Consider the following 26,110-nt stretch of genomic DNA (forward strand, 5'->3'; position numbering starts at 1 on the left):
AGTGATGCGTGATCGAGAGGCGTGAAATGACCGAGGCAGCAAAGGCCACCCGTGCCGACGGGGCGCCCGCAGCCAGCGACCAGTACGTGCAGTCGCTGGCGAGGGGACTGGCGGTGATCCGGTCCTTCGACGCGGAGCACCCGCTGATGACCCTGACCGAGGTCGCGGCCCGGACCGACCTCACCCGTGCCACTGCGCGGCGTTTCCTGCACACGCTCGTCGAGCTCGGCTACGTCCGGACCGACGGCAAGGCGTTCGCGCTGACCGCCAAGGTGCTGCAGCTCGGCTACGCCTACCTCTCCGGGCTGTCGCTGCCGCAAATCGCCCAGCCGCACCTGGAGGAGCTGTCCCTGAAGCTCGGGGAGTCGACGTCGGCCGCCGTGCTGGACGGGACGGACATCGCCTACATTGCCCGGGTGGCGACGCGGCGGATCATGACCGTCGGCATTACCGTGGGAACCCGCTTTCCGGCCTACGCCACCTCCATGGGCCGGGTCCTGCTGGCCGCCCTGCCGCCCGCGGAGCTCCAGGAATACCTGGACGCGGCCCGGATCCGGCCGCTCACCCCGCGCGCCATCGGCACCCGCGAAGAGCTGCTGGTGGAGCTGGCCACCGTCCGCGCCCAGGGCTGGTGCCTGCTGAACCAGGAACTGGAGCTCGGGCTGATGTCCCTGGCGGCGCCGATCTACGACGGGCCGGACAAGGTGGTCGCCGCCATTAACGTCTCCCTGCAGGCGCAGGCCGTTGCGGCGCAGCCGGACCCGGAGGCGTACTTGGATTCGGTGCGCGAGGCCGCCGTCGCCACCGCGGAACTCATCTCCGCGGACCTCTCCGCCGGACGCTGACGCTGCCGGACGCTGACTGGTCCTAGCTTCGGCGGGACTGGGCGAACAGTTGCCGCAGCGTGAAGAAGCAGCCCAGGGCGCTGAACAACAACGCCATCAGGAACTCGCCCTTTAGGCCCTCGACCAGGTCCGTGTTGTTGGCGAGATTGTAGCCCAGCAGGTCCCAGGCCTGCGGTTCGAACAGCAGTGCCAGCGGTGAGCCTCCAAGGTAGTCGGCCAGATCAAGCCAAATGGTGCCGAGGAACGAGAGCAGCACCGTCGCCACTGTCACGGCCACGACAACCCAGGCGCCGCGCCTCGTCATGGCGCCGCCGCTGCCCACGGTGCTGCCGGCGACATACAGCCGGGCGGCGCCGGCCGCCGTCACGAAGGCCACAATCGAGGCCATCCAGCCAAGCTTCCACAGGATCAGCCACAGTCCGACGCCGACCGGGATCACGGCCAGGGCAAAGACTGCGCCCCGCACCGAGTGTTCCAGGGACTCCGTCCGGATCCGGGGAAGGGGCAGCGGTGGCAGCTGCGCCTGCCGGCGTTCGGAGGAATCCGGCCAAGGGGCCCCGTCCGGCCAGCGCTGACTGTAAGACGGCTCGGCCCTGCCGAAGGATTCGGATTCTTTTCTGGCGTCAGAATTTGCGCGCTCTGTCATCATTCCCCCAAATGAGATGAGTGTCCCGGCCCACTGTATGCCGGTAAATCCCGCTTAGTCTGGCACACAAAGGGAGGGAATTGATGATTTGAGCGGCTTTATTTCCGCCCGGGCGTCAGCCGGCGGACTCCGCCGTCGTCGACACCGTGATCGTGACCCCCGCCGCGTCGTCACGGATTCTGAGGTGCAGCGGCCGGTCCACGAGGCTGGCGTGCATGTCTTCGCTGTCTTCCGGGGCAAGTTGCTCCGCCAGCCGGGTCAGGGCCAGCGCCATCGCCCGGCCCCAGTCGTGCGGATCCCTGCTCGAGGCTTCGGCTTCGGCTGAGTAGTTTTCCTCTGGTTCGGTCATGTGGCCGCCTTCCGCGCCTGGAACGCGGCCACCCCGGCGGTTCCGGGACGGCATCCGGCCAGGCCGGCACGCTTCAGTTCCTAAACATGGCCAGTGTAGTGACCCGCCGGACAGCGCGTCCATGATTCGCTGCCATGGCGCGCAAGTTATGCCGCCCCACCCCGATAAGATTTCCTTGCGGGGCCTATCCCGCCACATGCCCGAAGGACGCCATGCCCCAGACCAATGCCGCCCAAGACAATGCCGCCCGGGACAGTTCCGTGCAGCCCAAGCGCGCCGCCGTGATCATCAACCCCATGAAGTCCTCCGGCGAGGATTTCAAGGCTGCGTTCTACCGGCTCTGCGAGACGCAGGGCTGGAAGGAGCCCCTCTGGCTCGAGACCACGGCCGAGGACACCGGACTGGGCCAGGCGCGTGAAGCGCTCGAAGCGGGGGTCGACGTCGTGATTGCCGCCGGAGGTGACGGAACCGTCCGCTGCGTGGCCGAGGTCCTCGCCGGCACCGGCACGCCGATGGGCCTGATCCCGATGGGCACCGGCAACCTGCTGGCCCGCAATATCGGCGTCGACATCACTGACCCCGTGGCCGCCAGCTACGACATCCTGAACGGCTCAGACATCAAGGTCGACGTGGTGAAGGCAAGCCTGGACCACGCCCGGGACGAACAGCTATTCCTGGTCATGGCCGGCCTTGGCTACGACGCGGCGATCATGGCGAACACCGTGGACGAACTCAAGGACCGGGTGGGCTGGCTCGCCTACGTCGAGGCCGGCATCCGGCACCTGCCCGGCAAGCCGGTGAAGGCGCAGATCAGCATCGACGGGCAGCACCCGGTCCGGCGCCGGATCCGCAGCGTAATGGTGGGAAACTGCGGCCAGATCACGGGAGGAGTGGAAGTATTCCCCGACGCCAAAATCGATGACAACATTCTCGACGTCGTGGTTCTGGCCCCGAAAGGCAAGCTCGGCTGGTTCAGCGTGCTCGCCGGCATGTTCGGCCGCAAGAACGCCAAGAACAAGTCGGTCGAGTATTTCGCCGGCAAATCCGCGGAAATCACCCTCGACCATGAGCAGGAATTCCAGCTCGACGGCGACCACATTGGCAAGGCCAAGCACCTCAAGGTCGCGGTGGAGCACGAGGCGCTGACCATCCGGATGACGAAGGCGGCCTAACCGTTCCGGGCCCGGGACCCGGAGCTACCGCCAGGTAGTATCCGGGCCGTGCCAGGCCGTTGGGTCAAGGCCTCGGCGGGTTCGGCCGGCCGGTGCGGCCGCCCGAATTAGCGGCTGTGTTTCCCCGAGAGCTCGACCGTGCGACCGCCGGGGAGCCCGGATGTGTCTTCGCCGCGGTCGGGATGCCCGGCGGTCCCGCCGTCGGCGTCGGGATGCCCGGCGGTCCCGCCGGTGCCGGCCAGCCCGGCCAGCAGGTCGCGGATCTCCGCCAGCAGTGCGGTGTCGGCCGGGACCGGGTTCTCCTCCGGCTCCGCGGCGGCCAGCCGGTGCTTGACCATCCTGTTGATCCGGTTCATCGGAGCCACAAAGATGAAGTACACCACCGCCGCGGTGATGAGGAAAGTCACGAATGCCGTGAGGACGGCACCGATATTGACGAAGGTCTTCGCATTTCCGGGCCAGACGTAAAAACCGAGCCCCTGGGTTTCGACGCCGCCGGCTGCCGCGATGATCGGGTTCACGATGTTCGTGGTGAACGCCGTGACCAGGGCGGTGAACGCCGTACCGACGACGACGGCGATGGACAGTTCGATCACGTTGCCGCGCAGGATGAAGTCCTTGAATCCTTTGAGCATGGGTCCTCCGGAAGATGCCGTGTGGGTGGTTCAACCGATAGACGCTACCACCATGCCGATCCCCGCTCGTTCCGTTGAATGGAATTCGAAGCCTGCCGGCCGCGGTTGCCGGCGTACGATTCAGCTGGATGCCAGTGCCGCCGTCGTTCTCAACCGACTGCAAAGGAAGACCCATTCCACCTGTGAAACCCGCGACATTGTTCGGCGAGATGTTCACCATGGCTCCAGCCAACAAGGACCACCAAGCCGCGGTCCGTTGCGCCGTCGGCGTCTTCGTCCCGCTGATCACCCTCGTGCTGCTGGGCCGGCTGGATCTGGCCATCTTCGCCTCCTTTGGGGCCTTCGCCGGGATCTACGGCCGGAACGAGCCCCACGGCCGCCGCTTCGTGCTGCAGTTGCGCGCCGGCACCCTCATGCTCGCGGTGATCCTGCTCGGCGCCTTGGCGGCCCGCGCCGGGGCGGCGTTGGCGCTCACGCCGTCGGGCACCGTCTGGCTGCAGGTCCTCGCGACCACAGTGGTGGCCGGCGGCTGCTCCCTGATCGTCGCCTGGTGGCGGCTCCGCCCGGCAGGATCGCTTTTCCACATTTTCGCCTTCGCTGCCATCGCCTCCATCCCCAGCCAGCCACCGCTCTGGCAGGGCATGCTGGTGGCCGTCCTGACCGTCGCGCTCTCGCTCCTGATCGGCTTGTCCGCCCGGGTCGCCCCGAGCCGCCGGAAGCCGTGGTCGTGGCCCCGGCCGGTCCGGCTGACCACAGCGGAGCGCCGCGTTGCCAAGCTCGAAGCCGTGGGCTACCTCGTGGCGGCCGGCCTGGCCGGCACCCTCGCGACCCTGGCCGGCGAATGGCTCGGCTTCGGCCACAACTACTGGGCCATGGTGGCCGCCGTCGTGCCGCTCGTGGGGCACAGCACGCGTCACCGCGTCAGCCGCGGCGTTCAGCGCATCATCGGCACCGCGCTCGGGCTGGTGCTGCTGGCCGCCATCCTGCTGCTGCAGCCGGCCCCCTGGCAGACCGTGCTGGTGATTGCCGCCTGCCAGTTCGGCGCCGAGATGTTCATCGCCCGCCAGTACATGCTGGCCCAGGTCTTCGTCACCCCGCTGGCGCTGATCTCGACCCTGCTGGTGGCGCCCGTGCCCGCGGGGACCCTGCTGCGCGACCGGTTCCTGGAGACGGTCATCGGAGCCGCCGTCGGCGTCGCCGTCGTGCTGGCGCCGGCCCTCTGGCGCCGGGTGGCCGCCGGCCACCGTTCAATGGAAGACTGATCCCAGGCAGTCAACAGTTCGGGGAAGCGGGAAGCGTGGCCAATTCCGGGTCGGGGGACTCCGTGGTGGACCGCGTGGTGCGCCTGATCGAGGCCTTCCCCGAGGGCTCTGCCGCCCTGCAGCTCTCCGAACTCGCGGACCGGGCCGGCCTGCCCCTGACCACCGCCCACCGATTGGTCCGGCAGCTGGCCGGGCACGGGCTCCTGGAGCTCGGCAGCGGGGGGTCGGTCCGGCTGGGGCTGCGGCTGTGGGAGCTGGTCAACCGCAATTCGCCGACCCTGGCCCTGCGGCAGGCGGCGATGCCGTTCATGGAGGACATCCAGCAGGTGCTCAACCAGAACGTGAACCTGGCTGTCCTGGACGGCTGGGACGCCTTGTTCGTGGAGCGTCTGTCGCGCCGCGGCTCGGTCGCCAACCGGGCGAAAGTCGCCGGGCGGATGCCGGTGCACCTGTCCTCGGCCGGGCTGGTGTTGATGGCCCACCAGCCGGCCTCGGTGCAGGCGGCATACCTGCGCCAGTTCAACGACCCCGCAGGCAGGCTCCGCGCCGGGGACCTCCGCTCGCTCCTGGCCGAGGCCGCCGAGGAAGGCTACGCCCAGCTGGCCGGCGTCGTGGACCCCGACACCTGGGGGATCGCCGTCCCGGTGCGGGACGCGAGGAAGCGGACCGTCGCTGCCCTCGGCGTCGTGGTTCCGCTGCGGGAGATGCGGCTGCAGGCGCTGGTGCCGGCGCTGCAGACCGCGGCGCGGGGCATCGGGCGCCGGCTCGGGGACTCCCGCACGGCGGCCGAATTCCGTTCAACGGAAGACCTGTAACGCAGATCACTGCTCCGGGCGCACACTGTTAGCCAGAAGACCGATCCGGTCCGGAGCCGCGGCGTGCGGCCGACAGCTTGGCGCGCCGCTCCGGGCCCCGCAACGAAGCGAGGACAACATGGCAGCCCGAAAAGTCATCACCACCCAGGTGGCCATCGTGGGCGGGGGCCCCGCCGGGCTCATGCTCTCCCACCTGCTGGCCAAAGAGGGCATCGAGTCCACCGTGGTCGAACTGCGCAGCCGGCGCGAAATCTCGGAAACCGTCCGTGCCGGCATCCTCGAGCACGGCACCGTCAACCTCCTCGTGGACACCGACGTCTCCGATCGCGTGCTGCGCGACGGCGACCGGCACGACGGGATCGAGCTGCGGTTCAACGGGGAAAGCCACCGCATCGACTTCCAGGACCTGGTTGGCGAGTCGGTCTGGCTCTACCCGCAAACCGACGTCTTCATGGACCTCGCCGCGCGCCGGGAGGCCGACGGCGGCGACGTCCGGTACAGCGTCACGGACACCAGCGTCCATGACATCGAGGGTTCGCCGAAGGTGTGGTTCACGGACGCGGACGGCACCGAGTTCGAGCTTCAGGCCGACTTCATTGCGGGCGCGGACGGCTCGCGCAGCCACTGCCGTGTCCAGATTCCCGAGGCTGACCGTAAGTGGTACTTCCACGAGTACCCCTTTGCCTGGTTCGGCATCCTGGCCGAGGCGCCGCGCAGCTCCGACGAGCTGATCTATGCCAACTCGGAGAACGGCTTCGCCCTGATCAGCCAGCGGACCGAGACGGTGCAGCGGATGTACTTCCAGTGCGACCCCGGGGAGGACGTCAACAACTGGGACGACGAGCGGATCTGGGAGGCGTTCCGCAGCCGCGTGAACGGCAACGGCTTCGAGCTCAAGGAGGGCCCGGTCATCGACAAGACGGTCCTGAAGTTCCGCAGCTTCGTGCACGCCCCGATGCGGCACGGCAAGCTGTTCCTGGCCGGGGACGCCGCCCACACCGTCCCGCCCACCGGAGCCAAGGGCCTGAACCTGGCCATCCACGACGTCAAGGTGCTGTTCGAAGGCCTGGACAGCTTCTACAAGACCGGCTCCACGAAGCTCCTTGACCTGTACAGCGACCGCGCCCTGGACCGGGTCTGGAAAGCGCAGCACTTCTCCTACTGGATGACCTCCATGCTGCACACCCCGACCGGAGCCGACGACTTCGCCCGCGCCCGCCAGCTCGGCGAACTCAATTCGGTGGTGTCCTCGCGGCACGGCCGCGCTTACCTTGCCGAGGCCTACACGGGCTGGCCGGCAGGGAACTAGGACGTCCTCCGGGACTCCGGCAGCCCCGCATCTTTCCATCGACAGCACCCCGGGCCAGGACTAGCCTTTAACCGTCCCAGCATGACCCGACAAGGACGACGGAGAGGTGTCCGATCATGGGAAACGCAGAGAATGTTGAACTGGTCCGGCGGGGGTACGAGGCCTTCAACGCAGGGGATATGGCGACCCTCAGCGAGCTGTTCGCGGAGGACGCAGTCTGGCACGTGGCCGGAAGCGGCGTGCTATCGGGGACGAAACAGGGCCGCGACGCCATCCTGGCGTATTTCGGCGAACTGGGAGCGCGCACGCAGGGAAATTTCCAAGCCAAGGTCCAGGACATCGTGGGCGGGGAAAGCCACACGGTCGCGATCCAGCAAACCCACGGGGAGGGCAACGGCAAGACCCTGGACATGGGCACCGTCATCACTTTCGTGGTCCGCGACGGCAAGATCGCCGAGGGCCGGGAGTACTTCGAGGACACGGCCAAGTCCGACGATTTCTGGACCTGACGGTCCGGGCCCGGCGGCACTGGCAACGCAGGCACTGACAGCGCAGGCGGCACGCAGCGACGCGCGGCCTCACGCCATGGCGGTGTGCGCGGCGCTGTGCGAATCGATCGGCTTCGCGTAGCAGTACGAATGCTCCACGCCGATGTACGGGCCGAAGTTGGGCACGGCCACAAAGCCCGAGTTCTGGTAGAACTGCCGCCCGTCGGTCTGCGCCGACCCCGCCTCAGCGGTCAGGGTGGTGACGCCGAGGGCATGGGCGTGCCCCTCCAGCGCCGCCAGGATGGAACTGGCCACGCCCGAACCTCGCGTGTACGGCAGCACGTAGAGCCGCTTGATCTCGGCGGTGTGCTCGTCCAGCAGGCGCAACCCGCCGCAGCCCACCGGCTGGCCCGACGCCTTGTCGTGCGCCACCAGGAACACCGCGGTGTCGACTTCCGACGGCGGTGGTCCGGACTCGTGCCCGCGGTGGCCGAAGCGGGCGTCCAGTTCCGCCTGCTGGGCTGCCCGCAGGTCGGCTCCCACCGGGTTGGACCAGGGGACCTGCCGGATGTTGAGCCGCGGGTTGGTCTGCATCGCTGCCTCGATTCGCCGAAGGGTTATGCAGACCAAGGCTATGGAGCGGCGGTTTCCGTGGTGTTTCGGCCACGTAAGGGCTTCGAGAACTCGGTTTCCGCGATTTCGACGAGTCCGCGCACATTCGGCGTCCGGATACGCCCGTCCGGCAGGGAAACGTCTAAGCGGACGGTTCGGCGGGGCGGCCGGTGGGGTCCTCCGCCGTCGGGTCCGCCAGGGCCAGTCCGCCCACCGGGCTGTCGTCCCAGTGGATCAGCCGCCAGCCGGCGTCGGGATCGCCTTCCAGCGCCACGATGCCGGTGTTGGCGAGCACGTGCCGCGCGGCGAACTCCGCCTCGACATTGGCGGCACGCAGGCCGGTCCAGACCCGGATCGCGGCGCCGTGGCTGACGACGGCGACGGCGGCGTCCCCGGCGGCGGAGGCAGCGGCGGCGATCCTCGCGATCGAGTCGTCGTAGCGTTCGAAGAAGTCGTGGCCGCTGGGGCCGGAGGGCATCCGCCGGTCCAGTTCGCCCGCCGTCCAGGCGAACACTGTGCCGAGGTAGCGCAGGTGGGATTCGCGGTCGGTGAGCTTCTCCAGCGCCCCGGCTTCGATTTCCCGCAGCCCTCCCAGCACCTCAATCTCCAGCCCGCGGGTGGTGGCGAGCGGTGCGGCCGTGAGCTGGGTGCGGACCAGGGTGGACGCGTAGAGCAGTCCGATCTTTTCGTTCGCCAGGGAGCGGGCCAGCGCGGCCGCCTGGCGTTCGCCCAGTTCGGTCAGTCCGGGGCCCGGATGGGCGGTGTCCAGCTGTCCCAGGACGTTCCCCGGGGTCTGGCCGTGGCGGATCAGCAGAAGCCTCATGGCAGCGATTTTACCGGCTGGGCCGGGACCCGGCGCGGCCCGGCTTGCCGCCCGTGATTCCGGCGGTCAAGGGATCCGGACCGTGGCCTGGATCGGGGCGTGGTCGCTGGGGTACCGGTCGTCCAGCCGGAAGGTGTTGACCGCGGCCTCCGCGACCTGGATCTCCGGCGTGACGGCGATCCAGTCGATGCGGCTTTCGCCGATGACCGGGTCCTTGTAGTTCGGGAACGTCCCGTACTCCGGAGTCAGCCGCTGCTTGGCCGCGGTCCAGGAGTCCCGGAAGGTGCCGCTCCCCACCAGGGTGCTGTACGCGCCGGAGGCACCGGCGTCGGCGTTGAAGTCGCCCATCAGCACGGTCGGCAGCCCCGGCTCGAAGCGTGTTGCGTGCTCCACGATGGCCTCGGCGCTGCGCAGCTGCGCGTTCTCGGACTCGTGGTCGAAGTGGGTGTTGACCACCATCAGCTCACGTCCGGTGTGGTTGTCTTCGAACCGGCCCCAGGTGGCGATCCGGGTGACGTGGTTGCCCCACGTCGCCGAGCCGGCCACCGTGGGCGTGTCCGAGAGCCAGAACTGGTCCCACGTCCGCAGCTTCAGGCGGCGGGCGTCGTAAAAGATGCAGGAGTGCTCGCCCCGGCGGCCACCTTCGCGGCCGTGGCCGATCATCCGGTAATGGTCCGGAAGGGCCTCGCCGATCACGGCCAGCTGGTGCTCCAGGCCCTCCTGGATGCCCAGCACCTCGGGCAGCTCCTCGGCCAGTACGGCCTGCAACGCCGGAACGCGCTCCGGCCAGTAGTCGGCCTGGCCCGGCAACGTCGCCGCGATGTCGCAGCGGATGTTGAAGCTCATCAGGCTCAAGGCAGCCGGGTCGGCCGCGGCGTCAGCAGCCGCGCCGGCTCCTGGGCCGGGGTCGGCGTCGGGACCGGCCGCTGGGCCGGGGTCGGTCAGAACGGTCCGTGCTGTCGACGGTGCGTCGCTCGGCAAGGGGTCTCCTCGGGTCGGTAACAGCCCCAGCTTCCTTTCTGAAGCTGGCCAGTCCTCGACGGCCGCGTAAACGGCGGCCTGCCGGAAGGTGAATTCGGGGCGAGCACGGCTAGGCCAGGTGGTCGACCAGCTTGTCCGCGATGCCGGTGTACTTGCCCGGGGTCAGCGCCAGGAGGCGGGCTTCGGCATCGGCTGACAGGCCCAGGCCCTGGACGAATTCCCGCATCCGGGCGGCGTCCACCCGCTGGCCGCGGGTCAGGTCCTTGAGCCGCTCGTACGGGTTTTCCATGCCCGCGACGCCGGCGATCGCCTCGGCCCGCATGACCATCTGGATCGCCTCGCCGAGGACCTCCCAGTTGGTGTCCAGGTCCCTGGCGAGCACGTCCTCGGCCACGTCCAGGCGGTCCAGTCCCTTGGCCACGTTGGAGATGGCCAGCAGGGAGTGGCCGAAGGCCACGCCGATGTTTCGCTGCGAGGAGGAGTCGGTGAGGTCTCGCTGCCAGCGGGAGGTGACCAGCGTGGAGCCCAGTACGTCCAGCAGGCCCGAGGAGATTTCCAGGTTGGCCTCGGCGTTCTCGAAGCGGATCGGGTTGACCTTGTGCGGCATCGTGGAGGATCCGGTGGCGCCGGCAACCGGGACCTGCGCGAAGTAGCCGATCGAGATGTAGCTCCAGATATCGGTGCACACGTTGTGCAGGATCCGGTTGAAGCGCGCGACGTCGGCGTACAGCTCGGCCTGCCAGTCGTGGCTTTCGATCTGCGTGGTCAGCGGGTTCCAGCCCAGGTCCAGGCCTTCTACGAAGCTCTTGGCGACCTGCTCCCAGTCCGCCCCCGGCACGGAGGCGACGTGGGCGGCGTAGGTGCCGGTCGCGCCGTTGATCTTGCCGAGGTACTCGGTCCGGGCAATGCGGTCCAACTGGCGGGTCAGCCGGTGGGCGATCACGGCCAGTTCCTTGCCGAGCGTGGTGGGGGTGGCGGGCTGGCCGTGCGTGCGGGACAGCATCGGGACCGCGCGGTTGGCCTCGGCCATCGCGCTGATCTGCGCGACCAGCTTGCGGGCCGCGGGCAGCCAGACGTCCTCCACGGCGCCCTTGACGCCGAGCGCGTAAGAGAGGTTGTTGATGTCTTCCGAGGTGCAGCCGAAGTGCACCATGGCGGTCAGGTGCTCGATTCCGATGCCCGGCAGCCGGCGGCCGATGTAGTACTCCACGGCCTTGACATCGTGCACGGTGACGGCCTCGATTTCGGCCAGTTCGGCGACCGACGCGGCGTCGAACTCGGTGACGATGGCCCGCAGCTGCTCCTGCTGCCCCGCGCTCAGCGGTCCGGCCCCCGGCAGGACGTTGTTGTTGGTCAGGTGGATCAACCACTCAACCTCGACGGCGACCCGGTCACGGTTGAGCGCGGCCTCGGAGAGGTAGTCCACCAGCGGCGCGACCGCCGACTGGTAGCGGCCGTCGAGCGGGCCGAGCGCGATCTGGTGGTCGGACGCGGCGAGGGCCAGGCGTCCGGACGGCGTGCGGGTCTCAGCTGTGGCGGCAGTTTCAGGCATGGTCCGATTCTTTCACGAAGTGCCGCCGGGCCTTAAGCGGGCAGTTGCTTATGACATTTCCCCCCCGCGGACGGGACCGTTCCGCCCCCTGCGCGGGCGCCTGCTTTTCCACATAGCTGTCCCGGCCGCTTCCGGCGCCGCCGGCCGGCCCCTAGCGTCGAACCCGGGACTCAACTGCAAATGAAAGGGGCCCGGACCATGAGCGGCACGTTGACAGCGGCGGAGGCGGCGGCGTGCACCTCACGCAGCTACGAGGTCCAGCAGCTGGCTGCCAGAGTCGCGTCATGTGCGGACCAGGGCGGTGCCGCCTTGGCCGCACTGAGCCGGCTGGAACTCCACGGCTGGCAGTCCCCGGCCGGCCGCGCCTACCGCTCTACGCTGTCGCTTCAGGCCGCGGCATTGCGGCGGGGCCGGGACGGGCTGCAGGACGCGGCAGCGGTGGTCCTGCGGCACGCCCAGAACGTGACGCTTTCGTCGGGACGGCCGGGGTACTGATGGCGGAGGCGACCCCGGCGGGCTCCGGAGACGTCCCCCGCCCCTCCGCGCCGCCCCCGGACGGGATGCTCCGGATCCGTGGCGGGATCGGCGGCCTCAGCTTCCAGTTCGAGGAACTGCTGGCGGGCGCGGCGGCCCTGGATGGGGTGGTGCGCCAGCTCTACGCCCTGGAGGCGGAGGCCGACGGCGTCCGCCGCGCTCTGTTCGACTACCAGCCCGACTCTTACCGCAGCGGCAGCGACGCCATCATCGCGGTGGGGGAGGCCGGCCGTGACGTCAGCCGCGTCAGGGCCGAATTGGAACACATCGCCGCCCAGGTCCGGGCCAGCCACCGGGAGTACGAATTCACCGAAGCCCGGAACGCCTTGCTGCTTCGGATGGGGCTCTCCGCCCCCGGGTACGGCTCCCCGCAAAGTCTCTTCGCGCTTCCCGGGATCCGCGACCAGGTCGAACACGGCGTGGCCATGGCTCCGCGCAGCCTGGCGCTCCTGTTGGGCCTGCCCGTTCCCCTGGCCGGGGCCGTCGGCGCGCTCAGCGGGCCCACTGACGTCCGGCGCGCAATCCGGGACCTGGCGGCCGCGCCGGGACTGGGGTTCCTGAAACCGCGGCCGGTCACAGTGGTCGGCAGCGAAACAGCCGCCGCGGACGTGGACCTCTCCCCGGCGGGCCTGTTGCGGCGGGCGGACGCGGTGGGCCGGAACAGCGGCGACATTGAAGTCATCCGGGTCGAGGGCGGCAGCCGGCGCGCTTGGGTGGTCATCATCCCGGGAACCCAGCTCGGCGGGCTGCCCGCGGGAACCAACCCCTTCGATACGGCAGGCATCGCCGAGGGGCTCGGCTACGATTCGCAGGCAACCACAGCGGCCATCAGGCAGGCACTGCGCGAGGCCGGTGTGGAGGCGGGCGAGCAGCTCGCCGTCGTCGGCTACAGCCAGGGCGGCATCCACGCCATGAACCTCAGCAGGGACAAAGCCTTCCTGGCCGAATTCGACCTGAAGTTCGTACTGACCGCCGGTTCCCCGGTGGGCGGCATCACCCCTGAGCCGGGCATCGGCAGCCTGCACCTGGAGCACCAGCACGACTGGGTGCCGGGAGCCGACGGACTGGCCAATGCGGACACCAGGGACCGCGTGACCGTGACCTTGACCAATGACCTGGTCATGCCGCCGCCGCAGGATTTCGGTCTCGGTCCCGGCCATCGGCTGGAAAACTACACGGCCGGCGCGGAGGCGGTCGCGGCGAGCCGGGATCCCTCGCTGCGGGCATCCACCGCCGCACTGGCCGCCGTGGTCGGTGCCCGCGGCATCGCAACGGTGACCCGATTTTCCCTGCGGCGCGAACCGCAGCCGGCGCAGGGCGTGGTCACGGCTCCGGGGCCCAACCGCTCGACCGGCGTATTGCCCTCAGCCCGCGTCGCGACGGACGCACGACCCGCTGCGGCCCCGGCTGCGGCACCGGCTGCGGCGGGGATGTCCGGCTAGGGACTGGGCCGGGAGTGCCGGCGGGAGTGTCCGCGGAGGGCCGGCTAGCGCCGCCGGCCGCCCGGGAGCCGCCCGGCGACGAGGGACACCACGGTGATGATGATGGCGGCGAAGACCGCGGTCCAGAAGAAGGAGTCGATGGTGAAGTGCACCGGCGTGTAAGCGCTCAGCCAGGAGGTGAGGTACAGCATCGCGGCGTTGATGACGATCGTGAACAGCCCCAGCGTGAGGATGGTCAGTGGCAGCGACAGCAGGCTGACCAGCGGCTTGACGAGGGCGTTGACGAGGCCGAAGATCAGCCCGATAAACAGGTACGCCAGGATGATCCCGATCGTGTCCGTGCCCTGCGTGACGCCGCTATTGGCCACGGCCCCGGTGGTGGCGGACGTGGAAATATCCAGCCCGGGGAGGATCCAGCTGGCGATCCAGAGGGCCAGGGCATTGACGATGACCCGCACGAAGAGTGAGCGCATGGCCCCATGCTGTCACATCACCGGTCGTACCGGCAGGAGGGCGAAGTAGGCTAAGACGCATGACTTCATCAGACAACCAGGCCGGAGGGATCCGCCCGCGGCCGGTAGTAGACCTCCTTCCCCGTTACGCAGCCGGAAAACCGCCGGTCCCGGTCGAGGGGCTCGTGAGCTACAAGCTTTCCTCCAACGAGAACCCGCTGGCTCCGATCCCTGCAGTGCAGCAGGCCATCGCGGCGCAGACCGACTTCAACCGCTACCCGGACCCGTTGAGCAGTAAGCTGCGCGGTGCGCTCGCGGGCTTCCTGGACGTCCCCGCCGAGGACATCGTCACCGGCGCCGGCAGCCTCGGTGCGCTCAACCAGCTGCTGGCCACCTTTGCCGGCCAGAACGACGACGGCAAGGCCGACGAGGTCATCTACGCGTGGCGTTCCTTCGAGGCGTATCCCATCAGCGTGGGCCTGGCCGGCGCCGAGAGCGTGCAGATCCCGCTGACGGCCGACGGCCGGCACGACCTGGACGCGATGGCTGCCGCGGTGACGGCCCGCACCCGGATGATCCTGCTGTGCACCCCGAACAACCCCACCGGCCCCATTCTCACGACCGAGGAGACCGAGCGGTTCCTCAAGACCGTCCCCTCGGACATCGTGGTGGTCATCGACGAGGCCTACCAGGAGTTCGTCCGGGCCGAGGATGCCGTCGACGGCATCGAGATGTACCGCAAGTACCCGAACGTCGTCGTCCTGAGGACCTTCTCCAAGGCGCACGGCCTGGCCGGACTGCGCGTGGGTTACAGCGTGTCCCAGCCGGACCTCACCCAGCACCTGCGCGTCACCGCGACGCCCTTCGCGGTTTCCCAAATCGCCGAGGCGGCGGCTGTCGCCTCGCTGCAGCACTTTGGCGAGGTTGTAGAAAGGGTACAAAGCCTGGTCGATGAGCGGGACCGCGTGACCGAGGGCCTGCGTGAGCTCGGCTGGTTCGTACCGGACGCCCAGGGCAACTTCGTCTGGCTTAATCTGGGTACCAACAGTGCGGAATTTGCCGCACTGGCGGGGGAGCGGGCACTGTCGGTCCGGGCCTTCGGCAACGAGGGGGTGCGGGTGAGCATCGGCGAGGCCGAAGCCAACACCCGTTTCCTCGAATTGTGTGCGATCTATACAAAACCCCCACAGCGTTCCTAGCGCTTAACACGAAGTCCGCCGAAGGTACGCTGCGGATAAAGTAGGGACGAGTAAGCCAAAATATATGCCGGACCTGGAATGCATGCCCGGTCCGGCATATATCCCAGCGATTGCGGCGCATTCGGATGCGGCAGGCAAGGAGACGGTATGGGCGCCACACATCTGCCCTCTACCGAGTTCGACGGAACCGACGTGGATGACCAGCTCGAGGCGCAGGCCGAGGCGGTGCTGGGCGACCCCGCTGTCCCGATGGTCCAGCTGCTGGGTCCGGACGGCACCCTGGGTTCCGATCCGGTGTTTTCCGAGTACGCCGCGCGGCTCGACGCCGGGAAGCTCCGCGGTTTCTACGCGGACATGGCAAAGATCCGCCGTTTCGACGTCGAGGCCACCGCGCTGCAGCGGCAGGGCCAGCTGGCCCTGTGGGTCCCGCTCACCGGCCAGGAAGCGGCGCAAATCGGGTCCGGCCGGGCGAGCCAGCCGCAGGATTACATCTTCCCGACCTACCGGGAGCACGGCGTCGCGCTGACCCGCAACGTCGACCTGGCCGAGCTGCTGCGGCAGTTCCGCGGGGTGTCCAACGGCGGCTGGAACCCCAAGGACACCAACTTCCACCTCTACACGCTGGTGCTCGCCGCCCAGACGCCGCACGCGGTCGGTTACGCAATGGGCATCCAGCGCGACCAGAAGCTCGCCGCGGCCCAGGCGGCAGCCGGGGAGGCGCCGGCCGGTTCACAGGCGCCCAAGGCCGCCGTTATGGTCTATTTCGGCGACGGTGCCAGCTCCGAGGGCGATGTCCACGAGTCCATGGTCTTCGCCGCCTCCTACAACGCCCCCGTGGTGTTCTTCTGCCAGAACAACCACTGGGCCATCTCGGTTCCCACCGCCGTCCAGACCCGCATTCCGCTCTCCAACCGCGCCAAGGGCTACGGCTTCCCGGGCATCCGGGTGGACGGCAACGACGTGATCGCGGTCCACGCCGTCACCGAGTGGGCCCTCGAACGCGCCCGCGAAGGCAAGAGCCCGGTGCTGATCGAGGCCTTCACCTACCGCGTCGGCGCGCACACCACCGCCGACGATCCGACGAAGTACCGCGGCTCGGATGAAGAGGCGCAATGGCGGGCGAAGGATCCGCTGGAGCGGCTCGAGAAGTACCTGCGCGCCGAAGGCCTCGCCGACGACGCCTTCTTCGAGCAGGTCAAGGCCGACGGCGACGAGCTGGCGGCGTACGTCCGCAGCACCATCCATGACCTGGGAACCCCGGACATCCGGACAGCCTTCGCCAACACCTACGCCGAGGCACACCCCCTGGTGGCCGAGGAGCTGGCGTGGTTCGAGGAATACAGTGCGGGCTTCGCCGACGAGGCAGACGGAGCCGAGGCAGGCGCTGCCGGGTCCGAAACGGCCGCGGCACACACAGAGGGGGCGGTGCGCCGATGACCACCATGACCATTGCCAAGGCCATCAACGAGGGCCTGCGCGCGACGCTGAGCAGCAACCCCCGGACCCTGCTGATGGGCGAGGACATCGGCCCGCTCGGCGGCGTCTACCGCGTCACCGACGGCCTGATCGGGGAGTTCGGCGCCGACCGCGTCGTGGACACCCCGCTCGCCGAGTCCGGCATCATCGGCACCGCGATCGGCCTGGCGCTCAGCGGCTACTTGCCGGTCTGCGAGATCCAGTTCGACGGCTTCGTCTTTCCCGGCTTCAACCAGATCACCACGCAGCTGGCGAAGATGCATTCGCGCAGCAACGGCAACCTCACCGTCCCCGTCGTCATCCGGATCCCCTACGGCGGCGGCATCGGCTCGATTGAACACCATTCCGAGTCCCCCGAGGCGCTGTTCGCCCATACCGCCGGGCTGCGCATCATCACCCCGTCCAACCCGCACGACGCCTACTGGATGATCCAGCAGGCGGTCGACTGCCTGGACCCCGTGATCGTCTTCGAGCCGAAGCGGCGCTACTGGCTCAAAGGCGAGGTCGACACCGACTCCCCGGGCAGGTCCGCGGACCCCTTCAGGGCCCATGTGCTGCGTGAGGGGTCGGACGCTACCGTCGTGGCCTATGGCCCGCTGGTTCCCGTGGCCCTCGCGGCCGCCTCCGCGGCGGCCGAGGACGGCCACAGCGTCGAGGTGATCGACCTGCGCTCCATTTCGCCGATCGATTTCGACACCGTCACGGCCTCGGTCCGGAAAACGGGCCGGCTGATCGTGGCGCATGAGGCGCCGACCTTCGGCGGTATCGGCGGCGAGATCGCGGCGCGGGTCAGCGAGCGGGCCTTCCATTCCCTCGAAGCCCCGGTCATCCGCGTCGGCGGCTTCCACATGCCCTACCCGGTCGCCAAGGTGGAAGAAGACTACCTCCCGGACATCGACCGCATCCTTGAGGCGCTGGAACGCGCCCTCGCCTACTGACGGGGACCTCCATGACCGTGAACAAGTTCAACCTTCCTGACGTGGGCGAGGGCCTGACCGAGGCCGAAATCGTGTCCTGGAAGGTCAAGGCCGGTGACACCGTGGCCGTCAACGACGTGCTGTGCGAAATCGAGACCGCCAAGTCCCTCGTGGAGCTTCCTTCCCCCTACGCCGGAACTGTCACCGAGCTGTTAGTCCCGGAGGGCGTGACGGTCGACGTCGGAACGCCGATCATCAGCGTTTCCGACGCCGCCGCCGAACCCGCCGCGCCGGCCGCAACCCCGGCGGTTGCCGCCGCTGCCACAACAACTCCGGCGGCTACTCCTGCTGCCGCTGCGCCGGCGCCCGAGGCGCCGATGTACGGAAAGCTGGAGCAGGACGCGTCCGACACCGCCGAGCCGGCCGGGCCCCCGGCCGGCGGCCCGCTGGTCGGTTCCGGTCCGAAGGCCGACGCCGTCAAACGGCGCCGCCGGATCTCCGCGCCGGTTGCGGCGGCCTCCGCCCCCGCCGTCGAACGGGCCGGGATCGAGGCGCACGACATCTGGATTAGCCCGTCCGCGGCCACCCAGGCTGAACCGCCCGTCGCGGCGGAAGCCGAAGCTGTCGACCAGCGCCCGACGCTGGGCGGGGCCATCACCGGCCTCGTCAACCGCGTCCTGGCCAAACCCCCGGTCCGGAAGATTGCCCGCGACCTCGGCATCGACCTGGCCGACGTCGTTCCCACCGGCGCGCGCGGCGAAGTGACCCGTGAGGACCTCGTCAGCTATCAGGCCCAGCGCGACGCCGAGCTGGACCAGGCGGATTCGTTCTGGGGCAAGACCGGCCGCCCCCAGGAGCAGCGGATCGAGCGCATTCCGGTCAAGGGCGTCCGCAAGGCCACCGCACGGGCGATGGTCGAGTCCGCCTTCGCTGCCCCGCATGTGAGCATCTTCGTGGACGTGGACGCCAGCCGCACCATGGAGTTCGTCAAGCGGCTCAAGGCTTCCCGCGATTTCGAGGGCATCAAGGTTTCGCCGCTGCTGATCCTCGCCAAAGCCGTCATCTGGGCCGCGGCGCGGAACCCCAGCGTCAACGCGAGCTGGGTGGATGCCGAGGACGGCAGCGACTCAGCCGAGATCCACGTCAAGCACTTCATGAACCTCGGCATCGCGGCCGCGACCCCGCGCGGGCTGATGGTGCCCAACATCAAGAACGCCCAGGATCTCTCGCTGAAGGAACTGGCGCTGGCCCTCAATGAGCTGGCCACCACCGCCCGGGCGGGCAAGACCCAGCCGGCGCAGATGCAGGGCGGCACCCTCACGGTCACCAACATCGGCGCCCTGGGCATCGACACCGGAACGCCGATCATCAATCCCGGCGAGGTGGCGATCGTGGCTTTCGGCACCATCAAGCAGAAGCCCTGGGTTCTCGACGGCGAGGTGATCCCGCGCTGGATCACCACGCTCGGCGGTTCGTTCGACCACCGGGTGGTGGATGGAGACCTGTCGGCCCGCTTCATGGCCGACGTCGCAGCCATCCTCGAAGAGCCAGCACTGCTGCTGGACTGAGCCGGGCGGCCGCCGGTCCGGCCCCCGCTCCGGGGCGCTGGCCGCCGACGCTCCTGCCCAGTTGTTCCCGGCCAGTTCCTGGCCAGTACCCGGCCGGGCGGCGGGATCCCGCGGTTCTCCGGCGCCGGGGCGGACCCCGCTGCAGTAGAGATGCCCAAGAACCGGGCGGGAACTCGGGGTCCGGGCGTGTTGCGCCTAGTTCGACCCGTAGGCGGCGAAGGTCGAGAGCAGCTCGGTCATGCCCGGGTCGCTGCCCCAGCCGGCAACGGCGGCCGCTGCGGCAAACACCACGCCGGCGAAACCGAAACTGCCGGCCGTGACCGCGCCCAGGAACTTCCAGTCCTCGCGCAGGATGCTCCGGACCGTATCGGGCATCCGCAGCGCCGGGGAGATCAAATTGGGGGCGCTGTCCACCGAGCCGTCGTCGAGGTACGCGACCACCCGGCCGGCGGCACGGTCGACCCGCATCGTGCTGATGTGGTTTCCATGGCGGGCCAGCAGAATGTCGTGGCCGACGAGCTGGCGGCGCTGAAGAACAGGCATGGTTTCTCCCCGGGAGGTGGCGGATAGGTCTGTCCGCGCCATCGGGGGCACCTCCAATTTTACCGCCGCGCGCCGCGCCGTCGCCGGTAATTCCGGGTGAGGCTGCCCACGACAGAGGGTGACCGCGGTCAAATCCAGGCGAATCCTGTCCCGGAACCGCGCGGCGGCACTAGAGTGGCACCAGCCGCCGCCGAGCCGGCGAACGCCGATCAAAGGAGATTTTGCGTGTTCTCGAGCCCGTTCCCCGCTGTAGAAATTCCCGACGTCAGCCTTTACGAGTACCTCTTCGGCGGCCTGGAGGAGGCGGACCTGGACCGGGTCGCCGTCGTCGACGGCAGCAGCGGAGCCGAAACCAGCTACCGCGAGCTGCGCGACCGGATCAACGCTCTCGCGGGCGCCGTCGCCGCCAAGGGGCTGGGCATCCACGGCGTCGCCGCCATCCTATGTCCGAACATCCCGGCGTTCACTGTCGTGTTCCACGGCCTGCTGCGGGCCGGCGCCACCGTCACTCCCGTCAATTCGCTGTACACGGCCGATGAGATCGCGAAACAACTCACCGACGCCGGAGCCAGCTGGCTCTTTACGATCTCGGCCCTGCTGCCCGCCGCCCGGGAAGCGGCCGGCCAGGTGGGCATCCCCGCGGAGCGGCTGGTGGTGCTCGACGGCGCCGAGGGTCACCCCTCGCTGACGGAGCTGCTCGCCAGCGGCGCACCCGCCCCGGATGTCAGCTTCGACCCTGCCACCCACCTCGCCGTGCTGCCGTACTCCTCGGGCACCACCGGACGGCCCAAGGGCGTGATGCTGAGCCACCGCAACCTCGTGGCGAACGTGGAACAGTCGCGCGGGCTGCTCAAGGTCCGGCCGGACGACCGGCTGCTGGCACTGCTGCCGTTCTTCCACATCTACGGACTCACGGTGCTGCTGAACCTGGCCCTCCGGGAACGCGCAAGGCTGGTCACCATCCCGAAGTTCGACCTCGCGGAATTCCTGCGGATGGTCCAGGACCACAAGTGCAGCTACCTCTTCATTGCCCCGCCGGTTGCCGTGGCACTGTCCAAGCACCCGCTGGTGGCGGAATACGACCTCAGCTCCGTGCACACCGCGTTGTCCGGCGCGGCGCCGCTGGACGGCGAGCTGGGGGCGCGGCTGGCCGAGCGGCTGGGCTGCCGGGTGCTCCAGGGCTACGGCATGACCGAGATGAGTCCCGTCTCCCACCTGATCCCGGTCGACGCGACGGACGTTCCGGTCAGCTCGGTGGGCTACACCGTCCCCAACATGGACTGCCGGCTGGTGGATCCGGCCACGGGCGAGGAAATCGAGGTCCCCGCGGAGGGAACCAGCGCCCCGGGCCACCTGCTGTGCCGGGGGCCCAACGTGATGCTCGGTTACCTGAACCGGCCGGATGAGACGGCTGACACCCTCGACGCGGACGGCTTCCTGCACACCGGGGACATCGCCACGGTGCGGGCGGATGGCGTGGTGTCGATCGTGGACCGGCTCAAGGAATTGATCAAGTACAAGGGGTACCAGATTGCGCCGGCCGAGCTTGAGGCGCTGCTGCTTACCCACCCCGGCATCGCCGACGCCGCCGTGGTCGGAACCGCCGACGCCGACGGCCAGGAGGTGCCGATGGCTTTCGTGGTGCGCCAGCCGAACGCCGAGGGCGAGCTGCTGGACGAAGCCGGGGTGCAGGAATTCGTAGCCGCCCGGGTGGCGCCGTTCAAGAAGATCCGGCGCGTGGAATTCATCGAGGCGGTGCCGAAGTCCTCGTCCGGCAAGATCCTGCGCCGGATGCTGAAGGCAGTGGATGCCTAGGACAGCAAAGCCGGCGCAGCAGCCCTAGGGCTGCTGCGCCGGCATCTGCAGTTGCGCCGCTACTCGGGGCTGTCGGTCTTGGCGATGTAGACGTCGCAGGGGGCGCCGTGGGCCACGCTGTTGGCAACGCTGCCGAGGACGCGCCCCAGGCCGCGCATCCGGCGGTTGCCGACCACGATCATCTGCGCGTCGGAACGTTCCGCCTCGTGGATCAGCGCTTCCGCGGGCTTGCCCCGGGCTGCCGCGTAGGTGACGTTGATCCCGGCCGTCCGGAGACTGTCGGCTACACCCTTGGCCACCTTCTCGGCGTCGTCGGCGTCGGAAACAATCCACCGGTCGCTGCCGCTGCCGAACACCTCGGTCCGGTCGCTATCGAACGCGCTGACCACGTGCAGCGTCGCGCCGAGCGAGACAGCCAGGTCCCGGGCCGTTTGGGCCGCCTTCAGGGCAGTCTCGCTGCCATCGACGCCGACAACGATGATTCCGGTCATAGGGGACTCCTCTGGTCAGGCATGAATACGTCAGGCGCCGTTCAATCAACAGCAATAGTTCAGGCTACAACGCCGCGACTGCTTCCCGCAGTACCGGCGCCAGACGCCGGACGCCTTCCTCGATTGCGTCCGGCGGCACCGCACTGAAAGCGAGCCGCAACTTGTTGGAGGGCTCGTCCGAGTGGGTAAATGCTGCACCGGGAATGAACACCACTCCGGCATCGATGGCCTTCTGCAACAGCGGGTAGGTGTCGATGCCCTCGGGCAGCGTGACCCAAATGAAGAAGCCGCCCTGCGGGCGTGTCCAGTTCAGCCCCTCGGGCATGTACTTCTCGAGGGCTGCGAGCATGGCCTCGCACCGCTCCTGGTACAGCCCGCGGTAGGTGGCAATCTGGCCGCGCCAGTCGTAGTCGCGCAGGTACGCGGAGACCAGCATCTGGTTGAGCGTCGGCGGGCACAGGGTGACGGCTTCCGAGGCGAGGTAGTAGCGGCGCTGCAGGTGCGCCGGGACCAGGGCCCAGCCGATCCGCAGTCCCGGGGCGAAGATCTTGGAGAAGGAGCCCATGTAGATCACATCGTCCGGGTTGCCGGCCCGCAGCGGGGTCAGCGGTTGGCCGTCGAAGCGCAGCAGGCCGTACGGATTGTCCTCCAGGACCAGAATATTCGCGTTGCGGCATATATCGACTACCTGCTGCCGGCGTTCGGCGGCGAGCGTGATACCGGACGGATTGTTGAAGCTTGGGATCGTGTAGAGGAATTTGACGTTCTTGCCCGCGGTCTGCAGGGCCGCGATCCTGGCCTCGAGGAGGTCCGGGATGATCCCTTGCTCGTCCATCGGCACCGTGCCCACCTCGACCTGGTAGGCCTCGAAGGTGTTCAATGCACCGACGTAGGTGGGATCCTCCACGAGGACGACGTCGCCCGGGTTGCAGAAGACCTTGGTCGCGACGTCCTGGGCGGACTGCGAGCCTGCGGTGATGACGACGTTTTCGGGCTTCGCGTCGAGGATCCCCTCGGCGGCCATGACCTCGCAGATCTGCGCGCGGAGCTCTTCGGTACCCTGCCCGCCGCCGTACTGCAACGCCGTCAGGCCGTGTTCGGCGATGATTTTCGCGGCGGACTGGCCCAGCCGCTCCAGTGGAAGGGACTGGAGGTAGGGGCTGCCGCCGGCGAGGGAGACCAGGCCCGGACGCAGGGAGATGTCGAAGACGTCCCGGACGGCCGACTGCTTGATATTTGCTGCGCGCTCCGAGAAAAGCCTCTCGTGGCGGTGGGCGGACGTAGCCGCACGTTCGATTGCGTCAATTGCCTCGGCCGGAAGGAGCTCTGCGGCGGCATCAAGTGTTTCGTGGGTCACAATCCTAGGATACAGGCCCGCGTTGTCATGGGGAAAACTTTTGTTCACAAGAACGGCAAGGGGATCCCGGACACAGGACACCCCCGGCAGTGGGGGGCGCTGCCGGGGGTGTCGGTCTGTGATGAGCCTGCTTAGGCGGCGTCGGCGGTACGGGCTTCGGCCAAGGCTTCGAACACGCCCTTGATCTGCTCCACGACCTCGGCGTCGTCCTTCGGGTGGACCTCGGCGAAGCGGACCATCGAACCGGGGACGGCAAGCTTGACGTCTTCGAGCACCTTGGCGCCGGCGATGCCGACGGCCTTTCGGGCCTCGTCCTGGGCCCAGACGCCGCCGTACTGGCCGAACGCGGTGCCGACGACGGCGGTGGGCTTGCCGCTCAGGGCGCCGGCGCCGAAGGGCCGGGAGAGCCAGTCGATGGCGTTCTTCAGCGGTGCGGGAACGGTGCCGTTGTATTCCGGGGTGACCAGGAGCAGGGTGTCGGCGTCGTTTGCGGCGGCACGCAGCGCTGCGGCGGCGGCGGGAACCTGGCCCTCGACGTCGATGTCCTCGTTGTAGAACGGAATGTTGCCGAGGCTCTCGTGGATGACGACGTCGACCTGCTCGGGAGCGTTGAGCTGGATGGCTTCAGCCAGCTGGGCATTCGTGGAGCCGGCGCGCAGGCTGCCGACCAGGGTGAGAACGGTGTTGGTAGTCATGTGAACTCCTTGAAACGCGCCGCGGAGATTCCGGCGGCTGGATGGTCGCGGAGGCTTTGATGGCCTTCACCAAAGCTAAACGGACTGCGGTCCGCTTATTATTCCCCCGGGGCTAGACTGGGCGTTGTGAGCCTCATCCCAATTCGGCCCGGCGGGCAAGCAGACGACCCCCCAGCCCACCCTGGCAATCGTCCCGGCGTCCGGGGCGCGGCCGAGTCTGAACGCCGGGATGCCGCCCGCAACCGTGAATTGTTGCTCCAGGCCGCCCGGGAATTGATTGAGGAGTGCGGGGCGGACGGCCTCACCATGGCGTCCCTGGCCGGGCGCGCCGGCGTGGGCAAGGGGACCGTCTTCCGGCGCTTCGGCAGTCGGGCGGGACTCATGATGAGCCTGCTCAGTGATGCCGAGGCGCAGTTCCAGGGCCGGTTCATGTTCGGGCCGCCGCCGCTGGGGCCCGGTGCGCCGCCCCTGGAACGGCTGATTGCCTGTGGCGCGAAACGGATTGCCTGGGTGCTGGAATTTGGTGAACTCGCCCGCGCCGCGGATGCGTCCGCCCACAACCGGTTCGATGTGCCCGCCGCCGTGCTCTGGCACCGGCATCTGGAACTGCTGCTGCGCGAAGCCGGGGTCAGTGCGGATCCCTGGCTGATGGCGGGCGCCCTGAGCGTGACCCTCGAGCCGGAGCGCATCCTGCATGCGGTGCGGGTCCACGGGGTCGCCCCGGACCGGCTGGTTGAGTCCTGGCGGGAGCTGGCCACCCGGGTGGTGCGCGGCGCGTAGGCTAGCCGACCCGCGCGGAGACTGCCAAGTCAAATCAATTCAAATGAGTTATTCATAACGATCTGGTAGTGGGCATACCGTTTCGCCCCCTTTCGCGCGCCTCCCCGCAATTTCTATGTGGTAGTTTCCTCTGGAATGTGACCCGCAACATAGCCCGGCTGGGCTGGCCGCAAGGCCTGCGGGGGGCCAGGCACCCGCTGGCCGAGATCCCGGATCGGCAGCGGACACCCCGCTGCCTTATGGGGGGACGACGGAAGGATCCACGCTGTGAATGTTGTAACGACCCCGGCCTGCGGACAGGCTGGTCCAGCCCGTCCGGTGGCCTCCGGAACCGCGCAGACCACGGCGATCCTGAACTAGCCCCATGCTCCGATACCTTGCCAAACGTGCCGTCACGTATGCATTCATGATTTTCCTGACCACCAGCGCCGGGTATTTCCTGGCGGTCACCAGCCTGCAGCCGGCGCTGCTGGAGCAGGAAAAAATTCCGCGCCCCACGCCGGAACAGGTTGCCAACTCCTTCCGGCTCAAAGGACTGGACCCGGCCCTGAGCCCTTGGGAACGCTACGTGGACTGGCTCACCGGAATCGTCACGCGCTGGGACTGGGGACGCAGCCCCAACGGCGCCTTCGTGAACGCCGAGTTCGGCGACCGGGTTTGGATCTCCACCCGGCTGTTCCTGGCTTCGATCATCCTCACCCTGATCATCGGCGTCGCCCTCGGCGTCTACACCGCGGCCCGGCAGTACAAGTTCTCCGATCGCGCGATCACCTCGTACAGCTACCTCGTGTACATCGTGCCTGCCCCGATCGCCTACTTCCTGGTCCAGCTCGGCGCCATCAACATCAACGAAACCGTGGGCGAACGGATCTTTTTCGTCACCGGCATCTCCACACCCGGGCTGGACGGTGACGGCTGGGTGCAGTTCGTCGACATGATGGCCCACTACGCCGTGCCGACCTTCGCCATCACGATCGTGGGCTGGGGCGCCTACCAGATCGCCCAGCGCCAGTACCTGCTGGACAACGTCAACGCCGACTTCGTCCGCACCGCCCGGGCCAAAGGCCTCACCCGCAACCAGGCCATCAGCCGGCATGCCCTGCGGGTCTCGTTCATCCCGGTGGCGCAGAGCATCGCCTTCACCATCCCGGCCATCTTCGCCGGCGGCTTCTTCGCCGAGAAGATCTTCGCCTGGCACGGCGTCGGCTCCTGGAGCATCGACGCGATCGCGCTGCAGGATGTCAACGCGGCCACGGCGACACTCGCCTACGGCTCCGTGATCTTCGCGATCGGGGCGATCCTCGCCGACTTCGCCACCACCCTTGTCGACCCGAGAGTGCGGGTGCAGTAGC

27 protein-coding genes are annotated in these 26,110 nt (G+C 68.5%); 15 read left to right on the forward strand and 12 right to left on the reverse strand.

What is annotated here, in order from left to right:
• The first annotated feature begins 26 nt into the window (after positions 1-26).
• Complete coding sequence (locus tag AC1DBD_RS16240; RefSeq protein WP_476982514.1) at positions 27-845, forward strand: IclR family transcriptional regulator domain-containing protein; 819 nt, start codon at positions 27-29, stop codon at positions 843-845.
• Between the two features lie 22 nt (positions 846-867).
• Here AC1DBD_RS16240 and AC1DBD_RS16245 read toward each other — a convergent pair whose 3' ends face one another.
• Positions 868-1,311: a hypothetical protein gene (locus tag AC1DBD_RS16245; RefSeq protein ID WP_476909672.1), complete on the reverse strand. Its 444-nt coding sequence runs from the start codon at positions 1,309-1,311 to the stop codon at positions 868-870.
• A gap of 295 nt (positions 1,312-1,606) precedes the next feature.
• A complete protein-coding gene (locus AC1DBD_RS16250) occupies positions 1,607-1,840 on the reverse strand; it encodes a hypothetical protein (protein ID WP_441419207.1) in 234 nt (77 codons plus the stop codon).
• A gap of 212 nt (positions 1,841-2,052) precedes the next feature.
• Here AC1DBD_RS16250 and AC1DBD_RS16255 point away from each other — a divergent pair, with 212 nt between their 5' ends.
• Positions 2,053-3,012, forward strand: coding sequence for a diacylglycerol/lipid kinase family protein (locus AC1DBD_RS16255; RefSeq protein ID WP_476982515.1), 960 nt, complete (start codon positions 2,053-2,055; stop codon positions 3,010-3,012).
• A gap of 107 nt (positions 3,013-3,119) precedes the next feature.
• Here AC1DBD_RS16255 and mscL read toward each other — a convergent pair whose 3' ends face one another.
• Positions 3,120-3,647 (reverse strand): large conductance mechanosensitive channel protein MscL, encoded by a 528-nt coding sequence (gene mscL, locus AC1DBD_RS16260; RefSeq protein WP_476926426.1) that lies wholly within the window; start codon positions 3,645-3,647, stop codon positions 3,120-3,122.
• A 209-nt stretch (positions 3,648-3,856) separates the two neighbouring features.
• Here mscL and AC1DBD_RS16265 point away from each other — a divergent pair, with 209 nt between their 5' ends.
• From AC1DBD_RS16265 to AC1DBD_RS16280, 4 genes are all read left to right on the forward strand, one after another.
• A complete protein-coding gene (locus AC1DBD_RS16265) occupies positions 3,857-4,909 on the forward strand; it encodes an FUSC family protein (protein WP_476982554.1) in 1,053 nt (350 codons plus the stop codon).
• 35 nt (positions 4,910-4,944) lie between these two features.
• A complete protein-coding gene (locus AC1DBD_RS16270) occupies positions 4,945-5,724 on the forward strand; it encodes an IclR family transcriptional regulator (RefSeq protein WP_476893387.1) in 780 nt (259 codons plus the stop codon).
• A 118-nt stretch (positions 5,725-5,842) separates the two neighbouring features.
• The gene (locus tag AC1DBD_RS16275) at positions 5,843-7,033 is read left to right on the forward strand and encodes a 4-hydroxybenzoate 3-monooxygenase (RefSeq protein ID WP_476909668.1); all 1,191 of its coding nucleotides are present in this window, start codon (positions 5,843-5,845) and stop codon (positions 7,031-7,033) included.
• 116 nt (positions 7,034-7,149) lie between these two features.
• Positions 7,150-7,542, forward strand: coding sequence for a nuclear transport factor 2 family protein (locus tag AC1DBD_RS16280; protein WP_441419212.1), 393 nt, complete (start codon positions 7,150-7,152; stop codon positions 7,540-7,542).
• A gap of 69 nt (positions 7,543-7,611) precedes the next feature.
• On the opposite strand, the gene AC1DBD_RS16285 is transcribed toward AC1DBD_RS16280, so the two are convergent.
• From AC1DBD_RS16285 to purB, 4 genes are all read right to left on the reverse strand, one after another.
• A complete protein-coding gene (locus AC1DBD_RS16285) occupies positions 7,612-8,115 on the reverse strand; it encodes a GNAT family N-acetyltransferase (protein WP_441419213.1) in 504 nt (167 codons plus the stop codon).
• A 160-nt stretch (positions 8,116-8,275) separates the two neighbouring features.
• On the reverse strand, positions 8,276-8,956 hold the full coding sequence (locus AC1DBD_RS16290) for a histidine phosphatase family protein (RefSeq protein WP_441419214.1): 681 nt from the start codon (positions 8,954-8,956) through the stop codon (positions 8,276-8,278).
• 66 nt (positions 8,957-9,022) lie between these two features.
• Entirely contained in the window at positions 9,023-9,937 is a 915-nt protein-coding gene (locus AC1DBD_RS16295; RefSeq protein WP_441419215.1) for an endonuclease/exonuclease/phosphatase family protein, read from the reverse strand.
• Between the two features lie 109 nt (positions 9,938-10,046).
• A complete protein-coding gene (gene purB, locus AC1DBD_RS16300) occupies positions 10,047-11,489 on the reverse strand; it encodes an adenylosuccinate lyase (RefSeq protein WP_441419216.1) in 1,443 nt (480 codons plus the stop codon).
• A gap of 198 nt (positions 11,490-11,687) precedes the next feature.
• Between purB and AC1DBD_RS16305 the strand changes: the two genes are divergently transcribed.
• Both AC1DBD_RS16305 and AC1DBD_RS16310 read left to right on the forward strand, forming a co-directional pair.
• Positions 11,688-11,984, forward strand: coding sequence for a hypothetical protein (locus tag AC1DBD_RS16305; RefSeq protein ID WP_476982516.1), 297 nt, complete (start codon positions 11,688-11,690; stop codon positions 11,982-11,984).
• Positions 11,984-13,465 (forward strand): hypothetical protein, encoded by a 1,482-nt coding sequence (locus AC1DBD_RS16310; RefSeq protein ID WP_476982517.1) that lies wholly within the window; start codon positions 11,984-11,986, stop codon positions 13,463-13,465. Before AC1DBD_RS16305 ends, AC1DBD_RS16310 begins: the two co-directional genes overlap by 1 nt.
• Positions 13,466-13,509: 44 nt before the next feature.
• Here AC1DBD_RS16310 and AC1DBD_RS16315 read toward each other — a convergent pair whose 3' ends face one another.
• Positions 13,510-13,938 carry a phage holin family protein gene (locus AC1DBD_RS16315; RefSeq protein WP_175323493.1) on the reverse strand — a complete coding sequence of 143 codons (429 nt, stop codon included), beginning with the start codon at positions 13,936-13,938 and terminating at the stop codon, positions 13,510-13,512.
• 59 nt (positions 13,939-13,997) lie between these two features.
• On the opposite strand from AC1DBD_RS16315, the gene AC1DBD_RS16320 reads away from it, so the two are divergent.
• From AC1DBD_RS16320 to AC1DBD_RS16335, 4 genes are all read left to right on the forward strand, one after another.
• Positions 13,998-15,116, forward strand: a complete 1,119-nt coding sequence (locus AC1DBD_RS16320) for a histidinol-phosphate transaminase (RefSeq protein ID WP_476982518.1) — start codon at positions 13,998-14,000, stop codon at positions 15,114-15,116.
• Between the two features lie 147 nt (positions 15,117-15,263).
• Positions 15,264-16,553 carry a thiamine pyrophosphate-dependent dehydrogenase E1 component subunit alpha gene (locus AC1DBD_RS16325; protein WP_476982519.1) on the forward strand — a complete coding sequence of 430 codons (1,290 nt, stop codon included), beginning with the start codon at positions 15,264-15,266 and terminating at the stop codon, positions 16,551-16,553.
• Positions 16,550-17,530 (forward strand): alpha-ketoacid dehydrogenase subunit beta, encoded by a 981-nt coding sequence (locus tag AC1DBD_RS16330; protein WP_476982520.1) that lies wholly within the window; start codon positions 16,550-16,552, stop codon positions 17,528-17,530. Before AC1DBD_RS16325 ends, AC1DBD_RS16330 begins: the two co-directional genes overlap by 4 nt.
• An 11-nt stretch (positions 17,531-17,541) precedes the next feature.
• Entirely contained in the window at positions 17,542-19,077 is a 1,536-nt protein-coding gene (locus AC1DBD_RS16335; RefSeq protein WP_476982521.1) for a dihydrolipoamide acetyltransferase family protein, read from the forward strand.
• A 195-nt stretch (positions 19,078-19,272) separates the two neighbouring features.
• On the opposite strand, the gene AC1DBD_RS16340 is transcribed toward AC1DBD_RS16335, so the two are convergent.
• Entirely contained in the window at positions 19,273-19,620 is a 348-nt protein-coding gene (locus AC1DBD_RS16340) for a hypothetical protein (RefSeq protein ID WP_441419224.1), read from the reverse strand.
• A gap of 225 nt (positions 19,621-19,845) precedes the next feature.
• Here AC1DBD_RS16340 and AC1DBD_RS16345 point away from each other — a divergent pair, with 225 nt between their 5' ends.
• Entirely contained in the window at positions 19,846-21,435 is a 1,590-nt protein-coding gene (locus AC1DBD_RS16345; RefSeq protein WP_476917742.1) for an AMP-binding protein, read from the forward strand.
• A 59-nt stretch (positions 21,436-21,494) separates the two neighbouring features.
• On the opposite strand, the gene AC1DBD_RS16350 is transcribed toward AC1DBD_RS16345, so the two are convergent.
• The 3 genes from AC1DBD_RS16350 to AC1DBD_RS16360 form a co-directional block, all read right to left on the reverse strand.
• Positions 21,495-21,926, reverse strand: coding sequence for a universal stress protein (locus AC1DBD_RS16350; RefSeq protein ID WP_175323500.1), 432 nt, complete (start codon positions 21,924-21,926; stop codon positions 21,495-21,497).
• A 64-nt stretch (positions 21,927-21,990) separates the two neighbouring features.
• Positions 21,991-23,283, reverse strand: a complete 1,293-nt coding sequence (locus tag AC1DBD_RS16355) for an aminotransferase-like domain-containing protein (RefSeq protein WP_476926434.1) — start codon at positions 23,281-23,283, stop codon at positions 21,991-21,993.
• 131 nt (positions 23,284-23,414) lie between these two features.
• Entirely contained in the window at positions 23,415-23,978 is a 564-nt protein-coding gene (locus AC1DBD_RS16360; protein ID WP_175323502.1) for an NAD(P)H-dependent oxidoreductase, read from the reverse strand.
• A 126-nt stretch (positions 23,979-24,104) separates the two neighbouring features.
• Between AC1DBD_RS16360 and AC1DBD_RS16365 the strand changes: the two genes are divergently transcribed.
• Together AC1DBD_RS16365 and AC1DBD_RS16370 are read left to right on the forward strand one after the other, a co-directional pair.
• Positions 24,105-24,758 (forward strand): TetR/AcrR family transcriptional regulator, encoded by a 654-nt coding sequence (locus AC1DBD_RS16365; protein WP_476982522.1) that lies wholly within the window; start codon positions 24,105-24,107, stop codon positions 24,756-24,758.
• 364 nt (positions 24,759-25,122) lie between these two features.
• On the forward strand, positions 25,123-26,109 hold the full coding sequence (locus AC1DBD_RS16370) for an ABC transporter permease (RefSeq protein WP_476982523.1): 987 nt from the start codon (positions 25,123-25,125) through the stop codon (positions 26,107-26,109).
• Position 26,110 lies beyond the last annotated feature (1 nt).

The sequence above is a fragment of the Arthrobacter sp. 10T419 genome (assembly GCF_056394105.1).

Excerpts from the sequence above, each read along its gene's own strand:
- AC1DBD_RS16370 (WP_476982523.1), top strand. The coding sequence starts at position 25,123 with ATGCTCCGATACCTTGCCAAACGTGCCGTCACGTATGCATTCATGATT.
- AC1DBD_RS16255 (WP_476982515.1), top strand. The coding sequence starts at position 2,053 with ATGCCCCAGACCAATGCCGCCCAAGACAATGCCGCCCGGGACAGTTCC.
- AC1DBD_RS16340 (WP_441419224.1), bottom strand. The coding sequence starts at position 19,620 with ATGCCTGTTCTTCAGCGCCGCCAGCTCGTCGGCCACGACATTCTGCTG.
- AC1DBD_RS16290 (WP_441419214.1), bottom strand. The coding sequence starts at position 8,956 with ATGAGGCTTCTGCTGATCCGCCACGGCCAGACCCCGGGGAACGTCCTG.
- AC1DBD_RS16280 (WP_441419212.1), top strand. The coding sequence starts at position 7,150 with ATGGGAAACGCAGAGAATGTTGAACTGGTCCGGCGGGGGTACGAGGCC.
- AC1DBD_RS16320 (WP_476982518.1), top strand. The coding sequence starts at position 13,998 with ATGACTTCATCAGACAACCAGGCCGGAGGGATCCGCCCGCGGCCGGTA.
- AC1DBD_RS16335 (WP_476982521.1), top strand. The coding sequence starts at position 17,542 with ATGACCGTGAACAAGTTCAACCTTCCTGACGTGGGCGAGGGCCTGACC.
- AC1DBD_RS16325 (WP_476982519.1), top strand. The coding sequence starts at position 15,264 with ATGGGCGCCACACATCTGCCCTCTACCGAGTTCGACGGAACCGACGTG.
- AC1DBD_RS16285 (WP_441419213.1), bottom strand. The coding sequence starts at position 8,115 with ATGCAGACCAACCCGCGGCTCAACATCCGGCAGGTCCCCTGGTCCAAC.
- AC1DBD_RS16350 (WP_175323500.1), bottom strand. The coding sequence starts at position 21,926 with ATGACCGGAATCATCGTTGTCGGCGTCGATGGCAGCGAGACTGCCCTG.
- AC1DBD_RS16305 (WP_476982516.1), top strand. The coding sequence starts at position 11,688 with ATGAGCGGCACGTTGACAGCGGCGGAGGCGGCGGCGTGCACCTCACGC.
- AC1DBD_RS16275 (WP_476909668.1), top strand. The coding sequence starts at position 5,843 with ATGGCAGCCCGAAAAGTCATCACCACCCAGGTGGCCATCGTGGGCGGG.
- AC1DBD_RS16330 (WP_476982520.1), top strand. The coding sequence starts at position 16,550 with ATGACCACCATGACCATTGCCAAGGCCATCAACGAGGGCCTGCGCGCG.
- mscL (WP_476926426.1), bottom strand. The coding sequence starts at position 3,647 with ATGCTCAAAGGATTCAAGGACTTCATCCTGCGCGGCAACGTGATCGAA.
- AC1DBD_RS16315 (WP_175323493.1), bottom strand. The coding sequence starts at position 13,938 with ATGCGCTCACTCTTCGTGCGGGTCATCGTCAATGCCCTGGCCCTCTGG.
- AC1DBD_RS16265 (WP_476982554.1), top strand. The coding sequence starts at position 3,857 with ATGTTCACCATGGCTCCAGCCAACAAGGACCACCAAGCCGCGGTCCGT.
- AC1DBD_RS16250 (WP_441419207.1), bottom strand. The coding sequence starts at position 1,840 with ATGACCGAACCAGAGGAAAACTACTCAGCCGAAGCCGAAGCCTCGAGC.
- AC1DBD_RS16310 (WP_476982517.1), top strand. The coding sequence starts at position 11,984 with ATGGCGGAGGCGACCCCGGCGGGCTCCGGAGACGTCCCCCGCCCCTCC.
- AC1DBD_RS16240 (WP_476982514.1), top strand. The coding sequence starts at position 27 with ATGACCGAGGCAGCAAAGGCCACCCGTGCCGACGGGGCGCCCGCAGCC.
- AC1DBD_RS16360 (WP_175323502.1), bottom strand. The coding sequence starts at position 23,978 with ATGACTACCAACACCGTTCTCACCCTGGTCGGCAGCCTGCGCGCCGGC.
- purB (WP_441419216.1), bottom strand. The coding sequence starts at position 11,489 with ATGCCTGAAACTGCCGCCACAGCTGAGACCCGCACGCCGTCCGGACGC.